Source organism: Microbacterium pseudoresistens (assembly GCF_013409745.1).
GTDB classification, from domain to species: domain Bacteria; phylum Actinomycetota; class Actinomycetes; order Actinomycetales; family Microbacteriaceae; genus Microbacterium; species Microbacterium pseudoresistens.
This window is the reverse complement of record NZ_JACCBH010000001.1, coordinates 1,477,307-1,503,828: the sequence shown is the minus strand read 5'-3', so window position 1 is coordinate 1,503,828 and position 26,522 is coordinate 1,477,307. Positions and strand designations below refer to the sequence as shown.

25 protein-coding genes are annotated in these 26,522 nt (G+C 69.0%); 10 read left to right on the top strand and 15 right to left on the bottom strand.

The window, feature by feature from the left end; genetic code table 11:
• Positions 1-85 precede the first annotated feature (85 nt).
• Positions 86-1,675 (top strand): molybdopterin-dependent oxidoreductase, encoded by a 1,590-nt coding sequence (locus BKA02_RS07450; RefSeq protein ID WP_246285994.1) that lies wholly within the window; start codon positions 86-88, stop codon positions 1,673-1,675.
• Between the two features lie 23 nt (positions 1,676-1,698).
• Here BKA02_RS07450 and BKA02_RS07445 read toward each other — a convergent pair whose 3' ends face one another.
• The 4 genes from BKA02_RS07445 to BKA02_RS07430 form a co-directional block, all read right to left on the bottom strand.
• Positions 1,699-2,283 (bottom strand): hypothetical protein, encoded by a 585-nt coding sequence (locus BKA02_RS07445; RefSeq protein ID WP_179432734.1) that lies wholly within the window; start codon positions 2,281-2,283, stop codon positions 1,699-1,701.
• Between the two features lie 33 nt (positions 2,284-2,316).
• Complete coding sequence (rocD, locus tag BKA02_RS07440) at positions 2,317-3,573, bottom strand: ornithine--oxo-acid transaminase (RefSeq protein ID WP_179432732.1); 1,257 nt, start codon at positions 3,571-3,573, stop codon at positions 2,317-2,319.
• Entirely contained in the window at positions 3,573-4,451 is an 879-nt protein-coding gene (gene ddaH / locus BKA02_RS07435) for a dimethylargininase (protein ID WP_179432730.1), read from the bottom strand. Before ddaH ends, rocD begins: the two co-directional genes overlap by 1 nt.
• Positions 4,452-4,825: 374 nt before the next feature.
• The gene (locus BKA02_RS07430; protein ID WP_179432728.1) at positions 4,826-8,506 is read right to left on the bottom strand and encodes a proline dehydrogenase family protein; all 3,681 of its coding nucleotides are present in this window, start codon (positions 8,504-8,506) and stop codon (positions 4,826-4,828) included.
• A gap of 149 nt (positions 8,507-8,655) precedes the next feature.
• On the opposite strand from BKA02_RS07430, the gene BKA02_RS07425 reads away from it, so the two are divergent.
• From BKA02_RS07425 to BKA02_RS07415, 3 genes are read left to right on the top strand one after another with little or no spacing between them, the layout of a single operon-like run.
• A complete protein-coding gene (locus BKA02_RS07425; protein ID WP_179432726.1) occupies positions 8,656-9,282 on the top strand; it encodes a hypothetical protein in 627 nt (208 codons plus the stop codon).
• Positions 9,279-9,836, top strand: coding sequence for a DUF4352 domain-containing protein (locus tag BKA02_RS07420; protein WP_179432724.1), 558 nt, complete (start codon positions 9,279-9,281; stop codon positions 9,834-9,836). Before BKA02_RS07425 ends, BKA02_RS07420 begins: the two co-directional genes overlap by 4 nt.
• Positions 9,821-10,372, top strand: a complete 552-nt coding sequence (locus BKA02_RS07415; RefSeq protein ID WP_179432722.1) for a hypothetical protein — start codon at positions 9,821-9,823, stop codon at positions 10,370-10,372. The genes BKA02_RS07420 and BKA02_RS07415 overlap by 16 nt, the downstream gene beginning before the upstream one ends.
• Here the strand turns inward: BKA02_RS07415 and BKA02_RS07410 are convergent.
• Together BKA02_RS07410 and BKA02_RS07405 are read right to left on the bottom strand one after the other, a co-directional pair.
• On the bottom strand, positions 10,321-11,727 hold the full coding sequence (locus BKA02_RS07410) for a hypothetical protein (protein ID WP_179432720.1): 1,407 nt from the start codon (positions 11,725-11,727) through the stop codon (positions 10,321-10,323). The two genes, BKA02_RS07415 and BKA02_RS07410, sit on opposite strands and share 52 nt — an antisense overlap.
• 49 nt (positions 11,728-11,776) lie before the next feature.
• Positions 11,777-12,337 (bottom strand): thioesterase family protein, encoded by a 561-nt coding sequence (locus BKA02_RS07405; RefSeq protein WP_179432718.1) that lies wholly within the window; start codon positions 12,335-12,337, stop codon positions 11,777-11,779.
• 153 nt (positions 12,338-12,490) lie between these two features.
• On the opposite strand from BKA02_RS07405, the gene BKA02_RS07400 reads away from it, so the two are divergent.
• Positions 12,491-12,997 (top strand): GNAT family N-acetyltransferase, encoded by a 507-nt coding sequence (locus tag BKA02_RS07400; protein ID WP_179432716.1) that lies wholly within the window; start codon positions 12,491-12,493, stop codon positions 12,995-12,997.
• A gap of 132 nt (positions 12,998-13,129) precedes the next feature.
• Here the strand turns inward: BKA02_RS07400 and BKA02_RS07395 are convergent, their stop codons facing one another.
• The 3 genes from BKA02_RS07395 to BKA02_RS07385 are packed head-to-tail and all read right to left on the bottom strand — an operon-like array spanning position 13,130 to position 16,677.
• A complete protein-coding gene (locus BKA02_RS07395; protein ID WP_179432714.1) occupies positions 13,130-14,917 on the bottom strand; it encodes a cytochrome b/b6 domain-containing protein in 1,788 nt (595 codons plus the stop codon).
• Between the two features lie 7 nt (positions 14,918-14,924).
• Complete coding sequence (locus tag BKA02_RS07390; RefSeq protein ID WP_179432712.1) at positions 14,925-15,902, bottom strand: electron transfer flavoprotein subunit alpha/FixB family protein; 978 nt, start codon at positions 15,900-15,902, stop codon at positions 14,925-14,927.
• A 1-nt stretch (position 15,903) separates the two neighbouring features.
• Positions 15,904-16,677 carry an electron transfer flavoprotein subunit beta/FixA family protein gene (locus BKA02_RS07385; protein WP_179432710.1) on the bottom strand — a complete coding sequence of 258 codons (774 nt, stop codon included), beginning with the start codon at positions 16,675-16,677 and terminating at the stop codon, positions 15,904-15,906.
• Between the two features lie 167 nt (positions 16,678-16,844).
• On the opposite strand from BKA02_RS07385, the gene BKA02_RS07380 reads away from it, so the two are divergent.
• Positions 16,845-17,381 (top strand): MarR family transcriptional regulator, encoded by a 537-nt coding sequence (locus BKA02_RS07380; protein WP_179432708.1) that lies wholly within the window; start codon positions 16,845-16,847, stop codon positions 17,379-17,381.
• Positions 17,382-17,454: 73 nt separating this feature from the next.
• Entirely contained in the window at positions 17,455-17,895 is a 441-nt protein-coding gene (locus BKA02_RS07375) for a YdeI/OmpD-associated family protein (RefSeq protein WP_179432706.1), read from the top strand.
• A gap of 7 nt (positions 17,896-17,902) precedes the next feature.
• Here the strand turns inward: BKA02_RS07375 and BKA02_RS07370 are convergent, their stop codons facing one another.
• The 6 genes from BKA02_RS07370 to BKA02_RS07345 form a co-directional block, all read right to left on the bottom strand.
• Positions 17,903-18,763 carry an SMP-30/gluconolactonase/LRE family protein gene (locus BKA02_RS07370; RefSeq protein WP_179432704.1) on the bottom strand — a complete coding sequence of 287 codons (861 nt, stop codon included), beginning with the start codon at positions 18,761-18,763 and terminating at the stop codon, positions 17,903-17,905.
• A 17-nt stretch (positions 18,764-18,780) separates the two neighbouring features.
• On the bottom strand, positions 18,781-19,743 hold the full coding sequence (locus tag BKA02_RS07365; RefSeq protein ID WP_179432702.1) for a sugar kinase: 963 nt from the start codon (positions 19,741-19,743) through the stop codon (positions 18,781-18,783).
• Positions 19,733-20,380, bottom strand: a complete 648-nt coding sequence (locus BKA02_RS07360; protein ID WP_179432700.1) for a bifunctional 4-hydroxy-2-oxoglutarate aldolase/2-dehydro-3-deoxy-phosphogluconate aldolase — start codon at positions 20,378-20,380, stop codon at positions 19,733-19,735. Before BKA02_RS07360 ends, BKA02_RS07365 begins: the two co-directional genes overlap by 11 nt.
• Positions 20,377-21,072 carry a carbohydrate ABC transporter permease gene (locus BKA02_RS07355; protein ID WP_218844494.1) on the bottom strand — a complete coding sequence of 232 codons (696 nt, stop codon included), beginning with the start codon at positions 21,070-21,072 and terminating at the stop codon, positions 20,377-20,379. Before BKA02_RS07355 ends, BKA02_RS07360 begins: the two co-directional genes overlap by 4 nt.
• A gap of 161 nt (positions 21,073-21,233) precedes the next feature.
• A complete protein-coding gene (locus tag BKA02_RS07350) occupies positions 21,234-22,109 on the bottom strand; it encodes a carbohydrate ABC transporter permease (RefSeq protein ID WP_179432697.1) in 876 nt (291 codons plus the stop codon).
• A gap of 61 nt (positions 22,110-22,170) precedes the next feature.
• The gene (locus BKA02_RS07345) at positions 22,171-23,280 is read right to left on the bottom strand and encodes an ABC transporter substrate-binding protein (protein ID WP_179432695.1); all 1,110 of its coding nucleotides are present in this window, start codon (positions 23,278-23,280) and stop codon (positions 22,171-22,173) included.
• Positions 23,281-23,552: 272 nt separating this feature from the next.
• On the opposite strand from BKA02_RS07345, the gene BKA02_RS07340 reads away from it, so the two are divergent.
• Genes BKA02_RS07340 through BKA02_RS07330 form a run of 3 tightly spaced genes read left to right on the top strand, consistent with a single transcriptional unit; the run spans position 23,553 to position 26,502 of the window.
• Complete coding sequence (locus BKA02_RS07340; RefSeq protein WP_179432693.1) at positions 23,553-24,557, top strand: substrate-binding domain-containing protein; 1,005 nt, start codon at positions 23,553-23,555, stop codon at positions 24,555-24,557.
• Complete coding sequence (locus tag BKA02_RS07335; RefSeq protein WP_179432691.1) at positions 24,554-25,303, top strand: SDR family NAD(P)-dependent oxidoreductase; 750 nt, start codon at positions 24,554-24,556, stop codon at positions 25,301-25,303. The genes BKA02_RS07340 and BKA02_RS07335 overlap by 4 nt, the downstream gene beginning before the upstream one ends.
• A gap of 35 nt (positions 25,304-25,338) precedes the next feature.
• Entirely contained in the window at positions 25,339-26,502 is a 1,164-nt protein-coding gene (locus BKA02_RS07330) for an enolase C-terminal domain-like protein (RefSeq protein WP_179432690.1), read from the top strand.
• Positions 26,503-26,522 lie beyond the last annotated feature (20 nt).

Sequence of the window (26,522 nt, the reverse complement as noted above, 5' to 3'; positions counted from 1 at the left end):
CTGCGCGCCCCGGGCCCACCGCGCCACTTCTTACGAATCCGTTCTCTTCGCACCCGCGGAGGCACAGGACTCCTAACCTGAGCAGATGACCCTCCGCACGACGCCGACGCCGACGCGCTCCGCCGGGATGCATCTGCGTCCGGCCGTCGCCGGCGTCGCATCCGCCGTGCTCGGCGTCGGCATCGGACAGCTCGTCGCCGTCTTCGCCCCCGGTTCCGCCCCGTTCGCCGTGATCGGAGGTGCGCTGATCGACGCCGCGCCCGCATGGGCGAAGGACACCGCGATCGCCTGGTTCGGCACGGCGGACAAGGTGGCGCTGCTGGTCGGCATCGCCCTCGTGCTCGTGCTGCTGGCCGCGGGCGTCGGACTGCTGGAGGTGCGGCGACCGCCCGTCGGCGCCGTGATCTTCGGCGTCCTGGGGATCGCCGTGGGCGCCCTCGCCCTCACACGTGCGAATGCGGGGTTGCTGGCCTGGCTGCCGTCGGTCGCCGCCGGAGCGGCCGCCGTCGTCGCCCTGCGGCTGCTGGTCCGGCGCCTGCCGCCCATGGCGGCGGTGCGGCATGAGGAGGAAGGGGCGCCCGAGCCGTCGCGACTCGACCGGCGCCGGTTCCTCGTGGCCGCGGGCGTGACCACCGGGATCGGCGTCATCGCGACGCTGTTCGGCGAGGCGCTGCGTGCAGGGTCCACGGCGATCTCCGCCGTGCGCGACGCCATCCGCCTCCCCGCGGCATCCTCGCCCGCGGCCGCGCCCCCGCCGGATGCCGCCGAGGACATCCCCGGACTCTCGCCGCTGATCACGCCGAACAGCGACTTCTACCGCATCGACACGGCGCTGATCGTGCCGTCCGTCGACCCCGCCGACTGGAGCCTGCGCATCCACGGCATGGTCGAGAACGAGGTCGTGCTCACCTGGGACGAGCTGCTCGCCCTGCCGCTGATCGAACGCGCCGTGACGCTGTCGTGCGTGTCGAATCCCGTGGGCGGGAGTCTCGTCGGCACGGCCGTGTGGCTGGGGCATCCGATCCGCGACCTGCTCGCGCGGGCGCATCCGCTCGCCGGCGCAGATATGGTGCTCTCGCGCTCGATCGACGGGTTCACGGCGGGCACGCCGCTGACCGCGCTCACCGACGAGCGCGATGCGCTGCTGGCGGTCGGGATGAACGGCGAACCGCTGCCGCTGAGCCACGGCTTCCCGGTGCGGATGGTCGTGCCGGGCCTGTACGGCTACGTGTCGGCGACGAAGTGGGTCACCGACCTGGAGGTCACCCGGTTCGATCGCGCCCGTGCGTACTGGACGGATCGCGGCTGGGCTGCGGAGGGGCCGATCAAGCTGCAGTCGCGCATCGACGTGCCGCGCGCCGGGCGACCCGTCGCCGCGGGCGCGACCGTGATCGCTGGCGTCGCGTGGCTGCCGGGCACCGGCGTCTCGGGCGTGGAGGTGCAGATCGACGACGGCGCGTGGCTGCCCGCCACCCTCGCGGCCCAGAGCGGCGCGAGCGCCTCGGCCGACATCTGGGCGCAGTGGTCGCTGCCGTGGGATGCCACGCCCGGCGAGCACCGCATCCAGTGCCGGGCGGTCGATGCCCACGGCCGGGTGCAGACCGGCAGTGAGGCTCCCCCCGCTCCCGACGGCGCGTCGGGCTGGCACAGCGTGCGGGTCAGCGTCGACGCCTGACCATGTGCCGCGGAGTCGGTCGGCTACGCGTGGTCGCCGACGAGTCCGCCGATCACGACGACGGCGACGAGGATCAGCGGCACGACGAAGAACGACAGGCGGCCGAGCAGCGGCGCCGGCGGCCGCTCGCCCGCGCCGATCGGCAGGCTCGAGGCAAGGCCCAGCACGAGCACCCAGGCGAGCGCGCCGAGCAGGATGGATGCCGCCATCACGCCGTTCTCGAATCCTTCCGAGAGCCCTCCGCTGACGAACCCGCTGAGGATCGAGGGGTCCGATCCGGAATCGCCCACCGCGGGCATCGCCATCGCGGCGGTCAGCCAGCTCCACCACAGCACGAACAGAGCGGGCAGCAGCGGCCAGGGCGCGTAGCGGTGACCGCTCTTGCGCATGATGAAGCGCGGGAGCGAGCCGAGCAGGCCCGCGGCGGGGATGATCACCGGCGAGCCCATCATCAGCATCACCGATTCCCACCCGCCGTTGCCGAGGAAGCCGTGGAAGACGACGTACACCGGCAGCAGCCAGTTGACCCACGGCCATGCGTACCAGACGAAGCCGCGCAGCCCGGCGTCTTCCGGCCCGATCACCTTCTCACGCGCATCCGTGGTCATGCTGCCCCCTGGCCGCCGAGCCTACTCCGCGGGTCAGGCGTCGAGCACGAAGCGCAGCTGCTCCAGCGCCCAGTCCAGCTCCGTGGTGCGGATGACGATCGGCGGGGCGATGCGCACGGTCTGCCCGTGCGTGTCCTTCACGAGCACGCCGCGCTCCATGAGGCGCTCGGCGATCTCGCGGCCCGTGCCGATCGCCGGGTCGATGTCGACACCGGCCCAGAGCCCGGCGACGCGCACCTCGGTCACGCCGTGGCCGAGGAAGGCCTCGAGCCCCGAGCGCAGATGCTCGCCGAGTGCGGCGGCGCGCTCCTGGAACTCTCCCGACTCGAGCATCTCGACCACGCGCAGTCCCACGGCCGCAGCCAGCGGGTTGCCGCCGAACGTCGAGCCGTGCTCACCGGGGCGGATCACGCCCAGCACGTCGCGGTCGCCGACGACAGCCGAAACGGGAAGGATGCCGCCGCCGAGCGCCTTGCCCAGCAGGTACAGGTCGGGCACGACGCCCTCGCGGTCGCACGCGAACGTCTCGCCCACGCGGCCGAGGCCGGACTGGATCTCATCAGCGATGAACAGCACGTTCCGCTCCGTGCACACCTCGCGGATGCGACGCAGATAGTCCTCAGGCGGGATGATGACCCCCGCCTCGCCCTGGATCGGCTCGATGAGCACGGCCACCGTCTCGTCGGTGATCGCGGCGACGAGAGCCTCGGCATCCCCGTAGGGCACGACGTCGAAGCCGGGCGCGAACGGCCCGAAGCCCTCGCGGGCCACGGGGTCGTCGCTGAAGCCGACGATCGTCGTGGTGCGGCCGTGGAAGTTGCCCGCCGCGACGACGATGCGCGCCGCCTCCGGCGCGACGCCCTTGACGCGGTAGCCCCAGGCGCGGGCGACCTTGATGCCGGTCTCCACCGCCTCGGCACCGGTGTTCATGGGCAGCACGAGATCCTTGCCGCACAGGCGCGCGAGCGCGGCGGCGAAGGGCTCGAGCATGTCGCTGCGGAAGGCGCGGCTGGTGAGGGTGATCCGGCCCAGCTGCTCCTCCACGGCGGCGACGAGCGCGGGGTGGCGGTGGCCGAAGTTCACGGCCGAGTACGCGGCGAGCAGGTCGAGGTAGCGCTTGCCCTCCGCATCCGCCACCCACACGCCTTCGCCGCGCGCGATGGTGACGGGCAGCGGGCTGTAGTTCTCGGCCACGTGCGGCTCGGTACCGGTGGCGCGGGATCCGACGATCGCGGTCGCCGAGGTGGCCGGCCCGGGAACGGTGATCGACGAGGTGAGGGGCTCGCTCATCATGCCGCCCTCAGCTCGAGCGTGCAGCACTTGATGCCGCCGCCGCCGAGCAGCAGCTCGGACAGGTCGATCATGATCGGGTTGTAGCCGCGCTCGCGCAGCTGCTTGTCGAACCCGGTCGCGCGCGGCGAGATGATGACGTTGTAGCCGTCGCTGGCCGAGTTCAGGCCGAACACGGCGCCGTCCTCATCCGAGACGAGGATCGCCTCGGGGAAGCGCTCCTCGAGGATCGCGCGGCTCGCGTCGTCGAAGGCGTGCGGCAGGTAGGCGATGTTCGCCCGCTCCGGACCGCCGTTCTCCGCACCCACGACGGGGTCGAGAATCGTCAGCGCGGTGTCGAGGTGGTAGAAACGCGGGTCGACGAGGTTCAGCGAGATCACCTCGCGGCCGAAGGCCTCGCCCACCTCGCGGTGGCTGTCGCCCGTGGAGCGGAAGCCGGTGCCCGCCAGGATGACGTCGCCGGCGAGCAGGAAGTCGCCCTCGCCCTCGTTGACCTCCTCCGGGATGACCGTGTCGAAGCCGGCGGCGCGGAACCATTCCGCGAACGCGGGGGCCTCGCCGGCGCGCTCGACGAAGCGGAACTTGGGCACGTACGCGCGGCCGTCGATCACGAACCCGCCGTTGGCCGTGTAGACCATGTCGGGGTATCCGGGCAGCGGATCGATGAGCTCGACCTCATGGCCCAGCTCCAGGTACAGGTCGTACAGCTTCTGCCACTGCGCGACGGCCTTGGCGGTGTCGGTCGGGTTGGCCGGCTCCATCCACGGATTGATCGTGTAGCTGACGGTGAAGTGCTCCGGGCGGCACATCAGGTACCGGCGGTGCTGCGCCGTGCGGGCGGGGGCTTCGGTCGCCGTGGCGGTCTCGGGCGTCGTCATGGGTGCTCCTCCAACGGGTGCGGCGGACGCTGTCCAGGGGCCCGGCGGAAGTTCGACCCGCGGCTCGGAGAGCAGCGCGGGGAAGATGCGACTCGGGCACGCCAGACCTCATCTTCTCATCCCGCGCCGTGCATTCGCCACATTCCGACCGCGCCCGGACAGATGGCTGAACGGTCACGACCCGCTCGGGACAGATGGCTGAACCCCAGCGCGAAGCTCAGCAACGGATGGTTGAGCCCGTGGGGCTTCGCCGGACGAAGATGCGGCGTGTCGTGCCCGTGACCCCCGCACGCTCAGCCATCCGTCCCGACGATTGGCGAGGCAGTCAGCCATCCGTGCTCGACAGAACCGCGTCACTCAGCCATCCGTGCCCGTCAGATGACCGCGGCGCTCCAGTCGTCGGGGTCGCCGAAGCGGTGGGCGGTGATCGTCACGGACTGCTCGTGCAGGAACGGCAGCAGCTCGATCCGACCGGCCGTCGTGACCTCGCCGGGGTAGATCGCGAGATCCGGATCGCCCTCCACCGCATCGGCCAGAGCGGTGTGCAGCGCTGCGACATCCGCGGCCGGGCCGACCAGCCGGGCCCGGGCAGGGCCGGGCGCCGAGGCGCTCTCGGAGAGAAGCTCGACGCCGTCGCCGGACCGGTCCATCCGGCGTATCCACTCCTCGTCGGACTCCACGAACACCGTCACCCGCAGATCGGCGAGCACGTGCCGCACCGCCGCCGGCAGACCCGCGGGCGTGGAGAGGGTGAACGCCGCTCCGGTGCGGATCGCCGCCATGGCGACCCGCAGCAGCTCGCGCCAGGATGCCTCGCCCGTCGCCCGGATCGCGACCGGCACGGGGCGGTAACGGAACAGGTTGCGCTCCACACCCAGCCGCGACACGTCGCGCACACGGCCGAACTCGCGATCCCACACCAGCGCATCCGACAGCGCGGCGCGACGCAACCACTCGAACGCCGCGTAATCCAGCGACGGCTGAGCGGCCTCGATGAGAGCCGTGATGCGCGTGTCGAGTCCGCGCAGGTGCAGCGTGCTCGACGGCGCCCCGCCGGAGGTGCCGCGCCAGGAGCCGAGCCCGATGAGGTAATTCGGCCCGCCGGCCTTGGTTCCCGCGCCCACCGAGGAGCGCTTCCACCCGCCGAACGGCTGACGCTGCACGATCGCGCCGGTGATGCCCCGGTTCACGTAGAGATTGCCGGCCTGCACCTCGTCGAGCCACGTCGCGAGGTCGGCGGGATCCTGGGTGTGCAGCCCGGCCGTGAGGCCGTAGTCCACCGCATTCTGCAGCGCGATCGCCTGCTCCAGCGTGGCCGCGTGCATGACCCCCAGCACAGGACCGAAGAACTCCTCACGGTGGAAGCGCGCACCCTCGCGCACGCCGATGCGGATGCCCGGGGTCCACAGCCGCCCGGCCAGCGCCGGGTCGTCGGTGGCGACCTGCCGCGGCGTCAGCAGCCACTTCTCATCGGCTTCCAGCTCGGTCAGCGCCCAGCGCAGCTTGCCCTCGGGCACCTCGATGACGGGCCCCATCTCGGTGAGCGGATCCGCGGGCGATCCGACGCGCAGCGATCGGGTGGCGTCGACGAGCTGCCGGACGAAGCGCTTGGACCGCCCCACCGGGCCGACGAGGATCGCGAGCGAGGCCGCCGAGCACTTCTGCCCCGCGTGCCCGAACGCGCTGTGCACGAGGTCGGCCACCGCGAGATCGAGGTCGGCGGTGGGCGCCACGATCATCGCGTTCTTGCCGCTCGTCTCCGCCAGAAGCGGCAGATCGGGCCGCCAGCTGCGGAACAGCGCCGCGGTGTCCCACGACCCGGTGAGGATGACCCTGTCGACCCCGGGATGCGCCACGAGCTGACGCCCGAGCGCTCCCTCCTCGATGTCGACGAGCGCGAGCACCTCGCGCGGGATCCCCGCATCCCACAGCGCCGCCGCGATCACGGCCGCGCAGCGCCGGGCCTGCGGGGCGGGTTTGAACACGACGCCGGATCCGGCCGCGAGCGCGGCGAGCACGCCGCCGGACGGGATCGCGAGCGGGAAGTTCCACGGCGGGGCGACGACGGTGAGCGCCGACGGCACGAAGCTCGCGCCGGGCACGGCGTCGAGCTCACGGGCCTTGGCAGCGTAGTACTTGGCGAAATCGACCGCCTCGCTCACCTCGATGTCGGCCTCGGCGAACACCTTCCCGGTCTCGGCGGCGGCGACTTCGATCAGCTCGCCACGGCGCGACTCGAGCACGGCGGCTGCGCGCAGCAGCACCTCCGCGCGTTCGGATGCCGAGCGCGCGCCCCATGCCGTCGCCGCGGCGCGCACCCCGGTGATCGTGCGCTCGAGCACTGCGGTGTCGTCGATCCGCGCCGATCCTGCCACGGCGTCTCCGGCGGTGGAGCGGGGGATGTGCGCGATGATCCCGCGCGCCCACTCGCGGTTGGGCGCCAGGGCGGGGTCGCTGTCGGGGGTGTTCGCGAATCCGGGGGCGCCCGCGGCGACCTGTCCCTGCTGCTCGCGCGCGGCGTACACGGCGGTCTCCACGAACGTGTCGTTCGGGTCGGCCTCCGGCGAGCGCGCGATGCCCAGCACGGCCTGCGTCATCGCATCCTCGCCGGCATCGGTGTCGACCGCGCGCGCCATCGACTCGTGCGCGGGGGCGAGGCGATCCTGGGCGCGACGGGGGCCGATGAGCAGGTCGGGGTCGGCCGAGCGCTCCAGCGACGAGGCGAAGCGCGCGACCTCGCGCTCGAGCAGCGCGTGGTCGTCGTGCAGGCGGAACACGGCGGAGAGGTAGTTGTCGGAGGAGGCGTTCTCCTCCAGGCGCCGCACAAGGTAGCTGATGGCGACGTCGAACTCCGCCGGGGCGACGACGGGCACGTACAGCAGTACCGCGCCGACGTCGCGCCGCACGGCCTCGACCTGTCCTTGCGCCATGCCGAGGAGCATCTCGAACTCGACGCCGGAGGCGTCGGCGCCGCCGCGCACGCCCCTCTCGTCGGCCAGCAGCACGGCGTAGGCGATGTCGAACAGGTTGTGCCCGGCGACCCCGATGCGCACGGCGCGGGTCGCCTCCGGGCGCAGGGCCACGTCGAGGCAGCGCAGGTAGTTCGCATCCGTGTCGACCTTGGTCGCGTAGGTCGCCGGCGACCAGCCGTGCATGAGGGCGTCGACGTGCTCCATGGCGAGGTTGGCCCCCTTGACGAGGCGCACCTTGATGCGCGCCCCGCCATGCGCGACGCGATCCTGCGCCCACGCGGTCAGTTCGCGCAGCGCCGGCAGCGCATCCGGCAGATACGCCTGCAGCACGATGCCCGCCTCGAGCCGTTGCAGGCGTGGATCCTCGAGGATGCGCGTGAAGACGGCGATCGTGAGGTCGAGGTCGCGGTACTCCTCCATGTCGAGGTTGATGAAGGTGCCGTTGGAGGCCGCCGTGAGATACAGCGGCATGAGCCGCTCGGCGACCTGATCGACGACCTCGTCGAAGGCCCACATCGAGATGCGGCTGACGACGGCCGAGACCTTCACCGACACGTAGTCGACGTCGGGGCGGTGGATGAGCTCGTGGATGCCCGACAGTCTCCGCTGCGCTTCCTTCTCGCCCAGCACGGCCTCGCCGAGCAGGTTGAGGTTGAGCCGTGCGCCGCCCTCGCGCAGGGCGGCGATGGCCGGGCCCAGCTTGGCGGGGCGGGCGTCGACGACGAGGTGCCCCACCATCCGGCGCAGCACCCGTCGGGCGATCGGCACGGTCGGCCAGGGCAGCACGGGGGCGACCGCTCCTCCGGCCCGCACGGCCAGTCGCAGCGGCCAGGGCAGGAATCGGGGGGCGAGCGGGGCCACGCGGCGCAACCCGCCCGCGGCGGCGGCGAGACTCTCGGGCCGCATGACGCCGTCGACGAAGCCGACCGTGAACGCCAGCCCGTTCGGATCCTGCAGCACGCCGGCCAGGCGCGCGGCGGCCGGATCCGACGACGCCCCCGCCGCCTCGTCGATCCAGCGCTGGGCGAGTTCGACCGCCTTGCGGGCTCGATCCCGATCGACCTCGGTCAGCTTGTCCGGCATCAGCGTGCGTCGTCCTCTCGGCGGGGCGCGCGCACCGTGCGCACGCCTCCTCCCAGCATGCCTCCTGGCGGCGCCGCGGGCTGTGGGGCGCGCCCGGATTCGCCCCGTGACCCGCCCGTTCCGCGACAAGCGCGTTCTATGCTGTGCTCGTGGGGGACGGCACCGAAGACGCCGGCGCAGCACCGCGCCGCTGGGCGCATCGCGCGTTCGAGCGCATCCCCACCGGCTGGCTCGTCACGGCGGGCACCGGGGCGGCGCTCGCCGCCACCGCCGCGTTCGGCGGTCTCGCCGCGGTCGCCACGCCCGTCCCTGTCGTCGCCGTGGGCGATGCGTACGAGGGCGCCGGGCTGGAGATGACCGTGCTCTCCGCCAGCCTCAGCGACGATCCGCGGGGCACGTTCGTTGCCCCGGAAGAGGGCGAGCGCGTGCTGCGTGTCGAGCTCGACGCCCGCAATCTCGGCACGACCCCGCGCGGCACGGTGAACGCCACCGGCGTCGACGCCGTACGCATCGACGGCGGCCCCGATGAGGATCCGTGGGTCAGTCGCCGCGACGACGACACGACAGGCGTGCAGCTGCAGCCGCGTGTCGGCGCCCCGTTGCTGCTGACATGGATCGTGCCCGCCGACGCGTACCACGACGGCGACGAGCTGGTGCTGCTTCTTCCGGCGGCGACCGAGCACGACCTCACCCTGTCCGCAGGCACGGGGTGGCAGCTCGACGGAGTCGGCGCGCGCGTGACGCTCGTCGTCTCGGATGCGGGAGACGCGCCGTGAGCCGCGCTCATCAAGCGCTCGCCTGGGTCGCCGCGATCGCGATCGTCGTCGTGGCCTGCGCGGTCAAGGGCATCACCCCGCCCGACGACGCGGGCGAGGAGCCGTTCGCCGTCGTCGTGGCCGTGGGCGAACGCGGCGTGGGCCGCAACATCGACGTCACCGTCACCGATGTGCGCCTCGCCCGCACCGTGAGCACGCCGCGGGGGTGGAACGCGACCGGGCGCTGGCTCGTCGTCGACGTGGATGCCGCCGCCGTCACCGTGCAGAACGCGACGCTGCTCAACGGCGTGACGCTCGAGACCGCGGGGCTGACGTTCTCGGCGAGCAACCGTCCGGACTCCTTCCGCGGCGCATCCCTTTACCCCGGGCTCGCGCGGCACGGCAGCGTCGCCTTCGAGCTGCCCGGCGATCTCGAGCTCGGCGCGGCCGTGCTCGCCTTCTCGGTGAACGCCGATGCACGCTCCGACTCGCAGATCCGGGTGAGCATCGACCTGTCCGAGGTGCGCGAGGAGGCCGCCGTCGAGCTGTCCGAGACCGGATGGGCACGATCATGACGCGCGGATGGTGGCGACGCAACGCGATCGGGCTCGCGGCCGTGGCCGTGCTCGCCCCGGCGACGGCCCTCGCCGTGGGCGGATACGAATGGTACGACTACTTCAGCGGCCGCCCCGCCGCGCCCGTGGTCGCCGAGGACGACGGCGAGCTCTCTCTCGGCGGCGCCACCTGGGGGCCCGTGCGCTCGACCGTGCTCGACGACACGACCGGGATGACCCTGCCCGCCGATGCCCGCGTCATCATCGCCGCCGTCCCCGTCGCTCCCGATGCCGATGCCGCCTCCTGCGAGCGCCCGCGACTTGTCGAGCAGGCCACCGGACGGCAGTGGGAGGAGGCGCGCTTCGACCTCGGCATTCCCTCGAGCAGCGACGAGCCCAGCAGCTGCGGGGGCCAGGGCCCCGGCCCGTTCACGCTCTACGTCGCCTATGTCGTGCCCGACGACGCCACGGGCCCGTTCTGGCTCGACGTGCCCACCATCGACGCCTATCCGTCGTTCGCGCGCTTCCCGATCGATCCCTCGACCGACGGATCCTGATCGCGGGAGACCTGCTCGGCCACGGCATGCGAGCCGGACACCGCATCCGGGTCTGCGTCAGGGTCGGCCTCGGCCGCGGCCGCCGCGCGGCCCTCGGTGCGCCGCAGCGCTCCCAGCGTCGCGTCGTACGCGCTCGCGACGACGGCGATCCGCACGGGCTCGACGATCAGCGGCACGAGGAGGAACAGCAGCCCGTCGGCGACGATCCAGAAGGAGTACAGGTCATGCGGGCCGACGAGGCGGATGATCGCCGTGCGCAGCAGCGGTTCGAGAGCGAGCACGACGGTGTAGAGCAGCACGTACGTCGCAATGGGGATGGGCCCCGCGCGCCACATGAGCCGCACGGATCGCCACACCGGCTGAAAGCGCGAGGTGAACTCCTTGCCGAGGTCGCCCATCCGCTTGCGGGTCCACTCCGGCACCTTGGCGTAACGTGCCCGCGCGCCCGCCACGTACCGCCCGCCGAACCGGTTCTCCGCCAGGTAGCGCTCCGCCAACCGCAGCTTCTCGACGGCGATCGCCTGACCGTAGATCACCCCCGCCACGGTGAGCCAGGCCAGGGGCTGCAGCAGCACGCCGCCGGCTTGGCCGAGCAGCCACGCCACACCGTCCCAGATCGCGCCGAGCACGGCGACCCGTTCGGCGATCGCGTCACGCAGCCCCTCGAACCAGACGACCGCCGCACGGTGCGAGGCCCACTCCCCCACGGCCACGGTGATGTCCTTCACCGTCCACACGAAGAAGAACACCCAGACCGCCTCGAGGTACACCGCGACGAGGGCGAACGCACGCGGCAGTCCGCTCTGCCAGCGTTTCCACGCCCATCGCAGCGCGAAGGCGGCCGCGATGATCAGCAGCGTCCACGGCCCGATGCCCGCATCCAGCGCCGACCACTGCTCGGCGGGCTCGGGCACGCTCGTGCCGTTCTCGATCGCCTCGGCGAACGCCTGCCATCCGAGTCCGGTGTGCACGTCGAGGGCGCGCATCGCATACGCTTCGGTGTCGTCCCGCAGCATGCCCCACGCGGCATACACGGCGAAGAAGGGCAGGATGCCGGCGAGCAGCGACTGCACGAACGTCGCGCGCCGCTCGCGGCCGCTCTCCGGCAGCGGAGCGATGGACTGCAGCTCGCGCAGTCCGTCGCGCACGACGAGGAACATCCCCACGAAGGAGATCAACCGCGCGAGCACGGCGAGCGGCAGCAGCAGTAGGCCACCGACCGACCAGTGGGCGCCGGCGAAGCCCGACAGCTCGATCGCGCCGTAGCGTGCAAGCGTGCCCCCGAGGAACCAGGCCAGCAGCAGCGGCCAGTGCATCAGCAGCACGCGGCCGGTGGAGCGGAGGATGGTCGGCACGAGCACACGCTATCGCGGGGCGTGCACGCGGCGCAGCGTCACCGGATGCTCAGTGCCAGATGCTGGGCGCCTCCGCGCGGGTCGGCGGCAGCGTGGCGGCCTGCGCCCAGTCGTGGATCCAGTCCTCCACATCCGGCACGCCCTCGGGCCGGCCGAGGGCGCCGAACAGCTCTTCGTGCGAGAGGGTGCCCCCGCTGCGCTTCATCATCCGGGCGCGGATGATGGCCTTCGCGTAGACCTCGCCGTCGACGACGGCGCGGTGCTCGAGGAACACCGCCTTCTCGTCGTGGCCGATCATTCGCGATTCCACATCGAACCGCTGCCAGAGCTCGAGCGACTTGCGGAATGTGACGGTCTCGCTGGAGACCACCGCGTACCAGCCGCGCGACTTCATCGCATCCATCAGGCCGGTTCTGGTGAGCAGATCCCACCGCCCGAGGTCGAACAGCGACAGGTACCGGCCGTTGTTCATGTGCCGCAGAACGTCGAGGTCGGTCGGCAGCGTCGTCAGGCGGATGCGGCCGACGGCGGTCAGCGGCAGCCGTCCTTCCCGGCGCCGTCGGCGTCGGGAGGAGATCAGGATGAGGAGGGTGCGCCAGATCACGTTCACGATCCGCGATCCTAGCCAGATACGGCACGAAATCCCTGATCCATTGTGGGAAGCAGACAGAGATGAGCCGTCCCGCTCGTTCGGCCGAAGGGCCGGATGCCGCCGCGAGACGCTCGATTTCGTGTCTGCCGAGAGCCCGCGTAGAGTCACGGCATGAGCGCCGAAGCCCAGCCTGAAGTCATCGTCCGGCCCGTCCGCGATGTGGACGCCGAAGCCCTCGGCCGCGTGCACGCCCAGTGCTGGCACGAGACCTACGATCACCTGATCAGCAAGGCGGCGCTGGAGAACGTCTCGCCGCGGCGCCTCGCCGAGCTGTGGACCCACTGGGCCGCGCAGGGCGAGGACTTCCGCATGAGCGCCGCGCTGGTCGACGGCGAGATCGTCGGCTTCGTCGGCTCGGGCCCCGCCCGCGACAAAGACGCCCCCCGTCTGCGAGAGCTGTACTTCATCTACCTGCTCGACGCGTGGCACGGGACCGGCCTCGGCCAGAAGCTGTTCGATGCCGCCATCGACGAGGGCGAAGAGGCCTACCTCTGGGTGGCCGACGACAACCCCCGTGCTCACCGCTTCTACGTGCGCAACGGCTTCGTGCTCGACGGCGCGACGCACACCGAGCCGTTCCTCGGCGAGACTCTCACCGAGGTCCGCTTCACCCGCTGAGCGCCTCGCGCGCGGCCTCCCCGGACGACAGCTCGCGAGACCCCTATCTAGCGTCGAGACCCCTGCTTGTTGACGTCAACAGGCAGGGGTCTCGACGCTACGTGGGGGTCTCGCGGATGCGGGAGCAGGGGATCAGCGGCTGCTGACGCTGCCGAACAGCTTCGCGATGGGTGCGAGCACGAACGGTCGGGCGGCGATCCATCCGATCACGATGGCCACCAGCGCCGCGATGAACACCCAGAAGCCGGTCCATGACACCGCGTCGTTCGAGGCGAACATGTGGTTGAGGTTGCGCAGCATCCCGGTGAGCATCACCAGCGCCACGTGGGCGATGATGAACAGCACGAAGTAGAGCATCACCGGGAAGTGCACGGCGCGGGCCCACTCGATCGGGTACGCCTTCGAGAGCTTCTCGGCCTTCTTCGGCCACATCCCGCTCATCCGGAACCCGGTGATCGCGGCCAGCGGCGCGGCGATGAACACCGTGACGAAGTACGCCAGCTGCTGCAGGCTGTTGTAGTTGACCCAGCCGTTCTCGGTCGGCCAGTCGAACGACACGTACTGCAGAGCCGCTGAGAGCGCGTTGGGGAAGACCTCCCAGCTCGTCGGCACCAGGCGTATCCAGTGCCCGGTGACGAACAGCAGCACGATGAAGATCGCACCGTTGACGAGCCACAGGATATCGAGCGACTGGTGGAACCAGAGCGTGAGGCTGATCTTGCCCTTGTCGTTGCCGCGCGGCGTCCAGAATGCCGTCGGGCGCTTCTCGGTGCGCACGCGCAGCCCCGAGCGGATGATCAGCACCATCAGGAACATGTTGAAGAAGTGCTGCCAGCCGATCCAGGGTGCAAAGCCCGCCTCGACCTCGAAGGCCGGGTGGTACTCGCCCGGGAACGCGGCGAGGAAGTCCTGCATGAACGGGAGGCTGAGGAACGCGCGGACGAAGGCGACGGCGGCCGCGGCGAGGATGCCGAGTCCGGCGGCGGCGAGCAGGCCCGCGATCGCCTGGGGCCACGTCGGGCGCCGCCGGGCGCCCTCCTCGACGGCGCCGGCGACTCGGCGCGGAGCGGTGCCGTTCCACACCGTGCGCGGCACCGTCAGCGGTGTGGAGACGTCGAACGCCGCGACGGCAGCGGGCGCGGCATCCTGCTGCACGGCGACCGTCTGGGAGTCGGGCTCGGCGACGGCCGCTGCGGCGGCACCACCCTGGGCCTGCACGACCGGCAGACCGTCCACCGGGCCGGGTCCCTCGGCGGGGCGGGATCCGGCGGGAACCGAGCGCACGTGCGCCAGACCCTCCGGCGGCCACGGGTCGCCACCGGCCACGCGCGGCAGCCCGCGACGCAACGGTGCACCGTTCGCGGCGGACGACCCGGGGAAGCGCACGCGAACCCCTGCGCTGCGCTGCGTGGACGCGGGTGCGGGCTCGGCCGCCACCGCGGTCGTCGGCGCAGGCGCGGCGGGAGTCTCGTCGGCAGCGGCGGCCGCGGCCACCGCGGGAACGGAGGACGCCACGGATCCCGGGTCCGCGGCTGTCGACGCGGCGCCGGCCGGCGGCCAGGGGTCTCCGCCGGCGACACGCGGCAGACCACGGCGCAACGGCGAGGATGCGGTCGAGGCTGAGGTCGATCCCGGCTCGGGTGCGGGCGCGGCAGGCATGGCCGGGAGGGCCGCCGCCTCGGCCGCGGAGATCGTCGGAACGGGTGGAATCGTGGCAGCCGGCGTTGTGGCAGACGCCGTCGTGGCAGTCTCCGGCGCGGCGAGCGCATCGCTCAGCGCGGTGGCGGCATCCGGTGCCGCGGCTTCGACGGATGCGCTCGCGCCGGCCCCGGCATCCGCGACGTCGACGCTCAGCTCAGGAGGCCAGGGGTCGCCGCCGGACACCCGCGGCAGGCCGCGTCGGAGAGTGCGCTCTGCCATCGGCCTGCTACTTCTTCCGCGCCTGGAGCGCGTCGATCACCTGCGGCACGACCGTGAACAGGTCGCCCACGATGCCGAAGTCGGCGACCTCGAAGATCGGGGCATCCCCGTCTTTGTTGATCGCGACGATCGCCTTCGAGGTCTGCATGCCCGCACGGTGCTGGATCGCACCCGAGATGCCCAGCGCGACATACAGCTGCGGCGACACCGAGACGCCGGTCTGGCCGACCTGGTGCGCGTAGGGGACGTATCCGGCATCGACCGCCGCGCGCGATGCGCCGACCGCACCGCCGAGTGCATCGGCGAGGTCTTCGACGAGCGAGAACTTCTCCTGCGAGCCGAGTCCGCGCCCGCCCGAGACGACGACCTTCGCGCCGCGGAGCTCAGGGCGCGACGACGCCTGCTCGACGGCCTGGATCTCGCCGCCCGTGCCGGCCGGAGCGCCCGATGCGGGGACGTCGAGGGCTTCGATCCGGGCATCCTTCGCCTCGGCGCGGGTGTCGACGGCGCCCTGACGGAGCGTGATGATCGGGGCGCCGAAGGTCGGCGCCGAGTCGACGAGGTACGCGCCGCCGTACACCGAATGGTGGGCGACGATGCCTTCCCCGTCGCGGGCGACGCCGATCGCGTCGACCGAGAGGGCGAGCTGTTCGCGCACCGCCAGGCGTCCTGCGACGTCGCGCCCGATGATCGAGTTCGACACGAGCACAGCGTCGGGCTTGACGGCGCCATAGGCGGCCTGCAACGCATCCGCGACCGGCACGGTGAGGGCTTCGGCATCGACGGCGGCGGTCAGCACGACGGCGGCGCCGGATGCGGCCGCGGTGTCGACGGCGGCCTGCGCCGTGTCGGCCGGGGCGGCGACGAGGGCCACCGGTGTGCCGATCTCGGAGGCGGCGCCGAGGAGGGCCGCCGTGCTCGGTGCCGCGGCCCCTGCGGGAGTCACGTCGACGAGTACGAGGATCGCGTCTTCGGGAAAGCTCATGTCACACCAGCCTGTTCTGCACGAGGTAGTCCACCAGCTGCTCGGCGGCCGTGCCGTCGTCTTCGACCTTGACGCCCGCGGCGCGCGGCGGCTTCTCGGCGACCGAGGTCATGATCGTCTGCGGCGCCTCGGTCGGGTCGGCGGTCACACCGAGATCGGCGAGCGAGAGCACCTCGAGCGGCTTCTTCTTGGCCGCCATGATGCCCTTGAAGTTGGGAAAGCGCGCATCCGGCAGCGCCTCGGTGATCGAGATCACGGCCGGCAGTGCTGCGGAGACCTCCTGCGCGCCGAAGTCGGTGGCGCGGGTGCCCGAAACGGAGTCGGCGGCGATCTGCACCGCACTCAGCGCCGTGAGCTGGGCCCAGCCGAGGTGCTCGGCGAGCATCGAGGGCAGCACGCCTGCAGAGCCGTCGGTGGAGAGATTCCCGGTGATCACGAGATCCGGCTCGCCGCGGCGGATGGCGGCGGCGAGCGCCTTGGCCGTCACCCCGAGGTCGGCGCCGCGCAGCTCCTCATCGACGATCTGCACCGCCGATGCCGCCCCCATCGCGAGAGCACGGCGGATGGATGCCGTTGCCGATTCCGGCGCCATCGACAAGGCCACGACCTCGGCGCCGAGTGCATCGGCCGAGGTGAGTGCGACCTCCAGCGCGCGCTCGGTGATCTCATCGAGCACGACGTCGCCGACGGCGCGATCGGCCAGTCCGGTATCCAGATCGAGCTTGCGATCCCCGTACGTGTCGGGGACCTCCTTGACCAGAACGAAGATCTTCATCGACCACTCCTCACGACTTTCGCGAGTCTATCGGGATGCATCTCTATGTACCCAATCGGGCCGCAACCTCGGCGTCGATCCCCGCGCCCATCCCCGCTTATGTATACATTCACGGGGAAACGGTCGGCCTGGTGACGACCGCGACGACGGGCCGATAGCGTAGGAACGTGAGTCGCCCCGGCCCCCTCCCCGTCGACCCGCTCGCCGAGGCGAAGCGGCAGTGGATCGCGCACGGGTGGACGACGACCGCCGACGGCATGACCGTCGTGACCTCGGTGATGCGCGCGCAGCAGCTGCTGCAGGCCAAGGTCGATGCGGCCCTGCGCCCCTTCGAGCTGTCGTTCGCGCGCTACGAGCTGCTGCGGCTGCTGGCGTTCAGCCGTGAGGGCGTGCTGCCGCTGTCGAGCGTGGTCTCCCGCCTGCAGGTGCATCCCACGAGCGTGTCGAGCACGGCGGAGCGCCTCGTCAAAGACACCCTCGTCCGGCGCAGCAGGCACCCGTACGATGGGCGCGCGGCGATGCTGGAGCTCACCGAGGCCGGCCGGGAACTCGTCGAGCGGGCCACCGCCGCACTGAACGCCGAGGTCTTCACCGACCCGGGCGTCGATCCCGACGACGCGGCCGAGCTCATCGCGATCGTGGCACGGATGCGACGCCGCGCGGGCGACTTCGCCGATCCGCGTCCGCAGCCCGATCCGCTCTGACGCACCCCTGGCGGAGCGCACTCCGACAGAATCCCCTCTTCTGCTGACGCCCGCGCATCCGTAGCCTGAGGGCATGCCCGAACTGCACCTGCACACCGAACTGCGCGCCATGGGCCCCGCCGGCGCCTTCGTGCTGACCGACGCCCAGGTCGCCGAGCTCACGGATGCGAAGACCGCCCCGGTCGTCGTGACCGTCGGCGATCGATCCATCCGGCTGCGACTGAGCCGGATGCGGGGCGAGAACCTCATCGGATTCAGCAAGGCCGCCCGGGCCGAACTCGGTGTCGAGCTGGGAGAGACGCTCGACGCCGTCGTGGCGCTGGACACCGCGGAACGCACGGTCGAGGTGCCCGCACCGCTCGCCACCGCACTCGACGAGTCGGGGTTGCGCGAGGGCTTCGACGCCCTCGCCTATTCGCGCCGCAAGGAGATGGCGCGCACGGTCGCCGACGCGAAGCAGGAGGCCACGCGCGCTCGCCGCATCGCGAAGGTGATCGACGAACTCGGCGGCTGACGCCTCGCTAGAGCGCGACTAAGTGCGTGGGTGCAGGTGCTACGTTCACGTCGGCCCAGAACAGCGCCCCCGCGCCCCCTACGCGTTCCTCCGGCACCCCCAACGACGAGGTCGAAATAAGAAGTCGACCGGAGCCGTCGGGCGCAATGCAACACGCAGTCGGTTGCGAAACCGGCACTCGGACGATATGTGTGATCTCACCTTCGGCCGAATAACGATGCACGACGCCTCCGCCGTACATCGCAACCCAAAGACCTCCATCGGCATCGATGCACATGCCGTCAGGCTCGCCGTCGAGTTCACCGACGTCGACGAACACACTGCCCTCAAGAGATAAATCCCCTGAGGCATACGCAAACCGCCGGATGACGCCTTGAGCGGAATCCACGTGGAAGAGATCGCCGATGTGATCGAATGCCGCCCCATTGCACAGTGTCAACCCCTCTACGAGGCGAGGGCAACGCTCGATCTCCAGGCGGTACAGCGATGCGCCACCTGGAACGCGCGGCTTGCGCAGAGTACCGAGGAGCAGGCGCCCGTCGGGGTCGACCGTTCCTTCGTTGAATCTTTCTCCCGGGACCAGCGCGGGCCCGCGGAGGACGGGACCGACCGAAAGCGACGCGATGTCTCCGTCCGAGCTCGGATCGAAGAGATGCACGTCTGTCGCCGTGACGACAACCATCCCACCGCTCTGTCTCGGACGGACCAGGACGACATGAGAAGCATCGAGATGCATCCGGGAAATGATCCCGGTCCCTTCGTCAAACTCCAAGACATCACCCCGGAGCATGTCGACCCAACGTGGCCCCGGCCAGGCGGGATCCCAGAAGACACCCTCACCGTGCTCCGCCACCGGCGAAGTGAGCATCCTCGCACCCGTGGTTCTCATCGCCATACCTCAGTTTCGAAGATGCCGCCCTCAGCCAGCTCTTCCGCCGACGGCAGCCCTTCCCAGTCCCCCCTCGACGAGATCGCAGCGGCAGCAGTTCTGTTTGCGGTGTCGAGCGCACTCGTCGCATCGCATCCGTCGAGCAGTGCACACAGATACCCCGCCGCGAACGCGTCACCGGCGCCGACGACATCCAATGCCTGCGCCTCCGCGGCCGGCCCATAGTGATCGATTCCCTCAGCGTCCAGCGCAAGCGCTCCTCGAGCGCCCAACTTCATGACGACCGAGGATGGACCCATCGCCTTGACCGCCCTGGCGAGTTCGGCCACAGACCCGCTTCCGACCAAGAGCTCGGCCTCATCCGGACTCGCGAAGACCACATCAGCACGTCGAGCGACTTCCTGCATGAATGGTGATGCCTCTTCGGCGCTCCACATGGTTCGCCGGAAATTGACATCGAAGGACACCATCACGCCATTGCGATGTGCGACCTCCAGGGCCTCACGCATCGCTTCTCGGGCGTCGGCGCCCACCCCCAAAGTGACTCCGCTGACGTGGAGGAAGCGCGACCGTTCGATAGGCGAGAAGTCGAATGCTCGCGCGGGGGCCATGGCGAAGGCAGACATAGCGCGCATGTAGATCATCTGGGTGCGATGCCCCGTCCGGCGCACCTTCACGATTGCCCCAGTGGCATGGCGCGCATCGCGCCATGCGCAGACATCAACACCCTCAGCGCGCAACTCGCGCTCAATCGCGGCGGCCATCGGATCGCCACCCAGCGCGCTCACCCACGCAACCCGCTTGCCTTGTCTTGCGGCACCGATCGCAACATTGGACTCGGCGCCGGCGAACGTGAACCTCATGTCGTCCCCCGAACGCAGGCGCCCTGTACCGGTCGTCTCGAACACACCGAGTGCCTCGCCAAAGGCGACGATGTCGAGTTCTCCACTACTTCGCATCCGAGACCGCCTCCGTGAATCGTGCAGCAATCGTCCTGATGTGCGCGAGGTGCTCAGCCGATCCTGCTCGAAGCCCCGCCGGGCAGCGGAACAGCGGACTGCCTACGCCTACTGCATGCGCGCCGTCAGCGATCGCGAGTCGAGCCTTATCCAGGTCCATTCCACCGACTGCTAAAAGAGGCACTGAGGGAAACGGGCCACGCAGGTCACGCAGGTAGCTCGGGCCTAGAGCTCCTACGGGGAAGATCTTGACAGCTTGTGCTCCAAGTGCCGCCGCGGCAGCCACCTCCGTCGGAGTCAGAACGCCAGGAAAACAGGGCAGACCGATCTCCGCACTGCGTCGCTGAACCTCGGCCGAGAGCGAGGGAGACACGCAGTACCGTGCCTCCGCGTCGACGGCACGGTCAAGTTCGTCCGGTGTGAGAACTGTTCCCGCACCGATCAGAACGGCGCTCCCATATGCACCGACCAGGTCCTTGATCAAGAGTTCAGCCTCTGCACTGACGAGCGAGACTTCGAGCGCGCGAACACCACCTTCGATCGCGGCTTCCGCCACGGCTCGCCCGCGCTCGCGTGTCGCTTCTCTCACGATTCCAAAGACCCGAGCACGTCGGAGCGCTTCCAGCACGTCGTTCATCCCTTGACCGCCCCTGCTGTCATCCCCGCCACGACCTGCTTCTGGAGCACAAGGAACACGATGAGCAGAGGAAGCACACCGAGCACCGCTGCCGGGAAGAGCATGGTCGGCTCCACGGTGTTCGGATTCACCAACGCATAGGCGTTGACCATCACTGTGCGCGTCTCCGGTTCGTTGAGGAAGACGAGAGGAATGACGAGGTCGTTCCACACGTGCAGGGCGATGTAGACCAGGAGTGTCCCCGTCACCGGCCTGAGAAGAGGAAGAACGATCTGCCAAAACATGCGGAAGAAGCCCGCGCCATCAATTGCGGCAGCCTCTTCGAGCTCCGCCGGAACCTGACGCAGGAAGCTCGTATAGAAGAAGATCGTGATCGGAAGATACGTCGCCGTGTAAATCAGGACAACGCCGAATAGAGAGTTCAGGAGTCCGAGATCCCGCATCAGAAGATACAGCGGGGCGAGCGTCACGAAAACGGGGAGGCTCATTCCGAGGATGAACAGGCGATACGCCCACCCCGTCCAGCGCCTGCTGATGCGCGCCAGCGGATAGCTCGCCAGCGATCCGAACACCACCACGAGAACCGACGTCCCGACCAGGATGAGAACGGTGTTCAACACGCTGCGGCCATAGTGGAGCTGTTCGATCGTGTTCGCGAAATTGTCGAATGTCAGCCGCGTCGGCAATCCCAACGGATCAGCGTACACGTCTGACGTCGGACGGAAGGACGTCAGGACGGCGAACAGGAACGGCCAAATGAACCCGATCGCAACGCAGAAGAGGAGCACCGTCGAGACGCCCGATCGAACTCGACGAGCGGTCCGTGCAGTAGTGATAGTCATTCGGGAGTCTCCTAGATGTACAGTTCGCGGCGTCGCAACAGAGTGTTGACTCCGCCGGCAACGACGGCGATCAGCACGAGCAGGATCATGGCGAGCGCAAGACCGTAGGCGAAGTCACCGCCGAAGATGTTGTTGTAGATCAGGAGCGACAGGGTCTGGGTCGATCCGACAGGCCCGCCTCCGGTGAGGACGAGAGGGAACTCGAAGACCTTCAGACATCCGATCAGCGACAGGCTCACGTTCACCGTGAGCGACGGCGCGAGCAGTGGCCACTCCACCCGGAAGAACCGTCGCCACGGCCCCGCACCGTCGATCTCTGCGGCCTCGAGGAGATCTTGGGGGAGCGAGAGGAACCCTGCGAGGAAGATCGCGGTGGAGTAGCCGGCGAACATCCAGATGTTGACGGCGGCCACAGCTCCGAGCGCTGTCGACGGATCACCGAGCCACACGCGCTGCAAAGCTTCCAGTCCCAGCATCTCCAGCACGGCGTTGAATCCGGTGTCCGGCCGATACAGGTAAGACCAGATGAAGGACGCCATGACCGGCGAGATCAACGCGGGGCAGAGCAGGATCATGCTGATCGTCGTGCGGACACGATCCGACTTCTTCGACAGGATTCGTGCGAAGACGAGCCCGAGCCCGTTCTGCACGATGACCACGATCACTGCGTAGAACAGGGTGTTGACGACCGCTTGCCCGGTCAGGGGCTGCGAGAAGGCGTACTCGTAGTTCGCCGTTCCCGCGAAGTCGGCTTTGGGCCCCCCTTTCGTATCGGTGAAGCTGAGGAAGAGGCCCTGCACGATCGGATAGATCGTGAAGACGCCGTAGATGGCGAGCGCCGGGAGGAGAGCGGTCGCGACCGGTGAGAATCGGCGGGTGGAGTTCATCTGTGACCTTGCCTGCTACGCGGTGGGCGGGACGATGATGCCCCGCCCACCGATCGGATCGTCACCGAAGTCGTGAGACGGCGTCGTCGATCGCCTCGAGGGCGGCCGCCGATTCGACGTCACCGAGCATGCGTGACTGGACGTTGGAGTTCACCGCGGTGAGCGCATCGCCCACCATCCACGTGCTCACCGGCGTGTACGCGACGTCTCCCGCGTCGAATGCATCGCTGAAGACCGAGAGCTGCTCCTTGTCAGGGCTGGTCCCGCCGGTGAACGTCGTGAATGCGTTCTCTGCGTCGAGATACAGACCGAGCACCTCGGGATCGTTCCAGAACTCCAGGTACGCCGCGGCGGCATCCTTGACGTCCGAACTGGCGTTGACCGACCACATCGTTCCCGGGAAGAGCAGGCCGTGACTGGTCCCGGAGTCAGCGCCCGGCCAGGGCGCGAACGCCACGTTGACACCCTCGTCAATCATCGACTGGAGGTTCCAGGCGCCCTGGAACCAGTACGCGGAGTTGCCCGCGATGAAGTCGGACTTGCCCTGGGTGAACTCATCGACGCCCAGCTGCGTGGGCCAGTCCACGAAACCCAGATCCTGCAGTTCCATCACCTGGTCGAGCGCCCCAACCCATGTCGGATCCAGTGTCTCCTCTCCAAGGAGTATCTTCTCGTCCAGATCAGATGTACCCGGGTACACGAGGCTCGCGGCACTGGCGGTGAGAAGCATGCGCCCGGTCCAGCCCGCCTTGTTGGGCAGGTTGAGTCCAGGCTGGCCCGCGGCCTGGAGCGCCTCGAGCGAAGCAGTGAAGTCGCTCCAGTTCGTCGGGACTGCGTCGACGGCGGCCGCAGCCAGCATGTCCATGTTCGCGAAGATGCCGATCCCGATCTGCTCCATCGGGAAGCCGTACAGTTCACCGTCCACGGTCGTGAACGGCTTCAGATTCGGATCCACATCATCGGCCCAGGTGGAATCCGCCAGCGGTTCCAAGTATCCCGATTCCGCCCATGCCGTCATCTTTGGAGCATCGGTCATGACCACATCGGGCGCGTCCCCCGCGAGGAACTGCGGCGACAATGCCTGCACATAGGCATCGTTGGGGGGAACCACTTCGAACTCGAGCTTGATCTCCGGGTGCTCCTTCTCGAAGAGCGCGTTGATCTCGGCCATGTTCGCCGGCTCGGATTCTCCCCCCTTCCAAGACGAAACTCTGAGAACAGTTTTGTCGCCATCCGAGGACGATCCGCCCGACGTCGACGTCGTACCGCTGCATCCGGCCAGAACGGCAACCGTTGCGGCGAGCACAGAAGTACCAAGTATCCAGTGCCTCATTGCAAACCCCTTCGTAAGGCAACCGCTTTAGTAAACCGGTTGCGCGCTGTTCGTGGACACGTTACTGTCGAGTCACAAGCAATGTCAACAGGCGAGGGGGTGGTCTCACGGTGGCACGACGCGCTCGGCTCGAGGATGTCGCACGCGAATCCGGAGTATCCAAGGCGACCGCGTCACGCATCCTGAACGGCGACCCTCAGTTCTCGACGAAGGAGAGCACGCGACAAGCCGTGCACAAGGCCGCGACCCGACTCGGATACGTCCCGCACAGCAGTGCGCGTGCTCTTGCAGGCATGCCCACACGTGCGTTGCTGCTCCTGTCGCCCTCTCTCGACAACCCCACCCACTCCGTGATCGTCCGCGGCGCTCAAGCGGGAGCTCTCGAACGCGATCACGTCGCATTCATGGTCGAGGATTTCGGTGCGGCAACACTCACGTCGAGCCTGGAGGCCCTCATCGATGGTGCCCGCATCGACGGCGTCATGATCGGCTCCGCCACCATCGAGCATCCTCTCTCGTCCAAGCTCGCCGCACTGAAGTTTCCTCACGTCTACGTCAACCGAGCAGTCGAACGATCCGGACGAAACGTCGTCATGCAGTTCGGCCGCTCCAGTGAGCTCGCCGTCGATCACTTAGTGTCTCTGGGGCACCGTCGCATCGGCCACATCGCAGGCCCCGCAGACATCTGGCCGAGCAAAGAGCGCCAGGACACCTTCGCCGCCGTCATCGATCGCGCGAACGGGTGCGAGGGCACGGTCGTTTCGACGAACTTCAGCGAGGAGGGCGGGAAGGAGGGCTTCGCCTACCTTTACGATGCGCACGACGTGACAGCGATCTACACAAGCTCGCTCGCTCAGGGCATCGGAGCTCTCGCAGAGGCCTCCAGACGAGGGATCGCGGTTCCTGACGACCTGTCGATCATCGCCAATGACGACTTCCCCGTCGCCGCCTACACGTCCCCTCCGCTCACGACCATTCAAACGCCGCTGTTCGAGATGGGCCGCGTCGGCGCTCATGCTCTCGTGGATCAGATCCTCAGCGGCGAACATCGTGATCACGTCGTCTCGGATGACCCGGTCGTCATCCTCCGTCAGTCGACGGCGGTGCACCGATGAAGCGCGCACGTGCTCACGAAGGACGAACCTACGTCGTCACCGGCGGAGCATCAGGAATCGGACGCGCCACCGTGCGCCGACTGCTCGACGACGGCGCGATCGTGTTTGCGCTGGACATCGATGAGAAGGGGCTCGACACTCTGGTGGTCGATACTCCCAGCGCGCATCTCCGCACGCACACGATCGACACGACGAGCCAAAGCCAGTGGCATGACTGCGTCGACTTCATCCGGAACTCCGCGCCCACCATCGACGGATGCGTGCTGAACGTGGGTCGAAACATGCCCGGTTCGCTGACCGAACTCAGCGCCAAGGCCTGGCGCGACGCGCTTCGCCTCACGCTGGACTCGAACGTCCTGGGCTTCCAGGCGCTCCATCCGCTGTTCGGAGCCCCGACCTCGGTCGTCTTCACTACCTCGATCCATGCTGCTCTCGCCTTCCGCACCTTCCCCGCATACGCCGCGGGAAAGGGTGCCCTCACCGCTCTCGCGAGGCAGCTGGCTGTCGACTACGCCCCCCAGGTCAGAGTCAATGCGCTGGCGCCTGGAGCAGTACGCACGGCGATCTGGGATCGGCGCGACGAGGCATTCCAACGAGCAGTCGCCGGTCGCGTGCCGCTCGGGCGGATCGCCGACCCTGAAGAGATCGCGAGCGTCGTCGCGTTCCTGCTCTCATCCGATTCGAGTTACATCACCGGGCAGACGATCACTGTTGACGGCGGTCGTTCCATCGATTCCGGCGAATGACGCCACCCGCAATCAATCAAGAGGAGAAGCCAGACGTGCGCATCAAGGACATCGAGACGATCGTGGTCGGCGCTCCGACACCGGGCAACGGTCGGCTCTCCAACCGCAACTACATCTTCGTGCTCGTTCACACCGATGACGGCATCACGGGGCTTGGAGAAGCGACACTCGAGGGACACGATCGATCCGTCCTGGGCGCTATCGAGGATCTCCGCTCGCTCGTGATAGGAGAAGATCCTGCGCGTATTTCCTACATCACGCAGAAGCTGCGCCGTCAGAAGTTCTGGGGCGGTGGTGTGATCAAGGGATCAGCCATTGCGGGCATCGAACTCGCGCTGTGGGACATTGCCGGGCGCCGGGCGCAGCTTCCCGTCCACGCGCTGATCGGTGGAGCGATACGCGATCGAATCCGCGTGTACGCCAACGGGTGGACTGGCGGCGCGCTGGACAAGGAGCAGATCAAAGACGGCGCCCAGCGGGCATACGAACGTGGCTATCGCGCCTTCAAGTTCAGCACCGCGGTGGCCTCCGAGCCGGTGCGCGACGCGGAGATCACCAGACTCATCGTGACCATGGCCGAGACCATTCGCGAAGCCGTCGGCCCCGACAGCGCGATCATGCTCGACGGTCACGGCCGGTACGACCGCCACCTGGCAGTTCAGATCGCACGCGGCCTTGCGGACGTCGATCTCCTGTTCTTCGAGGAGCCGGTTCAGCCGCATCGCGTCGATGACATGGCCGCGGTCGCCGGTCAGGCGCCCATGCCTATTGCGGCGGGAGAACGTCTCACCACGAAGGAGGAGGTGCTTCCCTATCTGACCGCGTCAGCGTTGGCAGTCGTGCAGCCCGATCTCGCACACTGCCATGGCTTTGCAGAAGCACGAGACATCGCCGCACTTGCCGATGCTTTCGGCAGCTGGGCTGCACCGCACGCGCCGATGAGCCCGCTCGTCGCTGTCGCGTCCCTGCACCTCGATGCGACGCTGCCGAACTTCCTGATACAAGAACGACTGTTGCTGGACGACTGGCGCGACCGGGTCATCCTCCCGCCGCTCGAGGTCTCCGATGGCTATATCGACGTTCCGTCAGGGCCCGGGTGGGGCATCGAACTCGACATGAATCTGTGTCGCAGCAAGCCTGAGATCGTTGTGGAGATGCCTCAGCTCACGCGTGCGGACGGATCCGTCGCTGATTGGTGAGCCCTCTCTCATGACGAGTC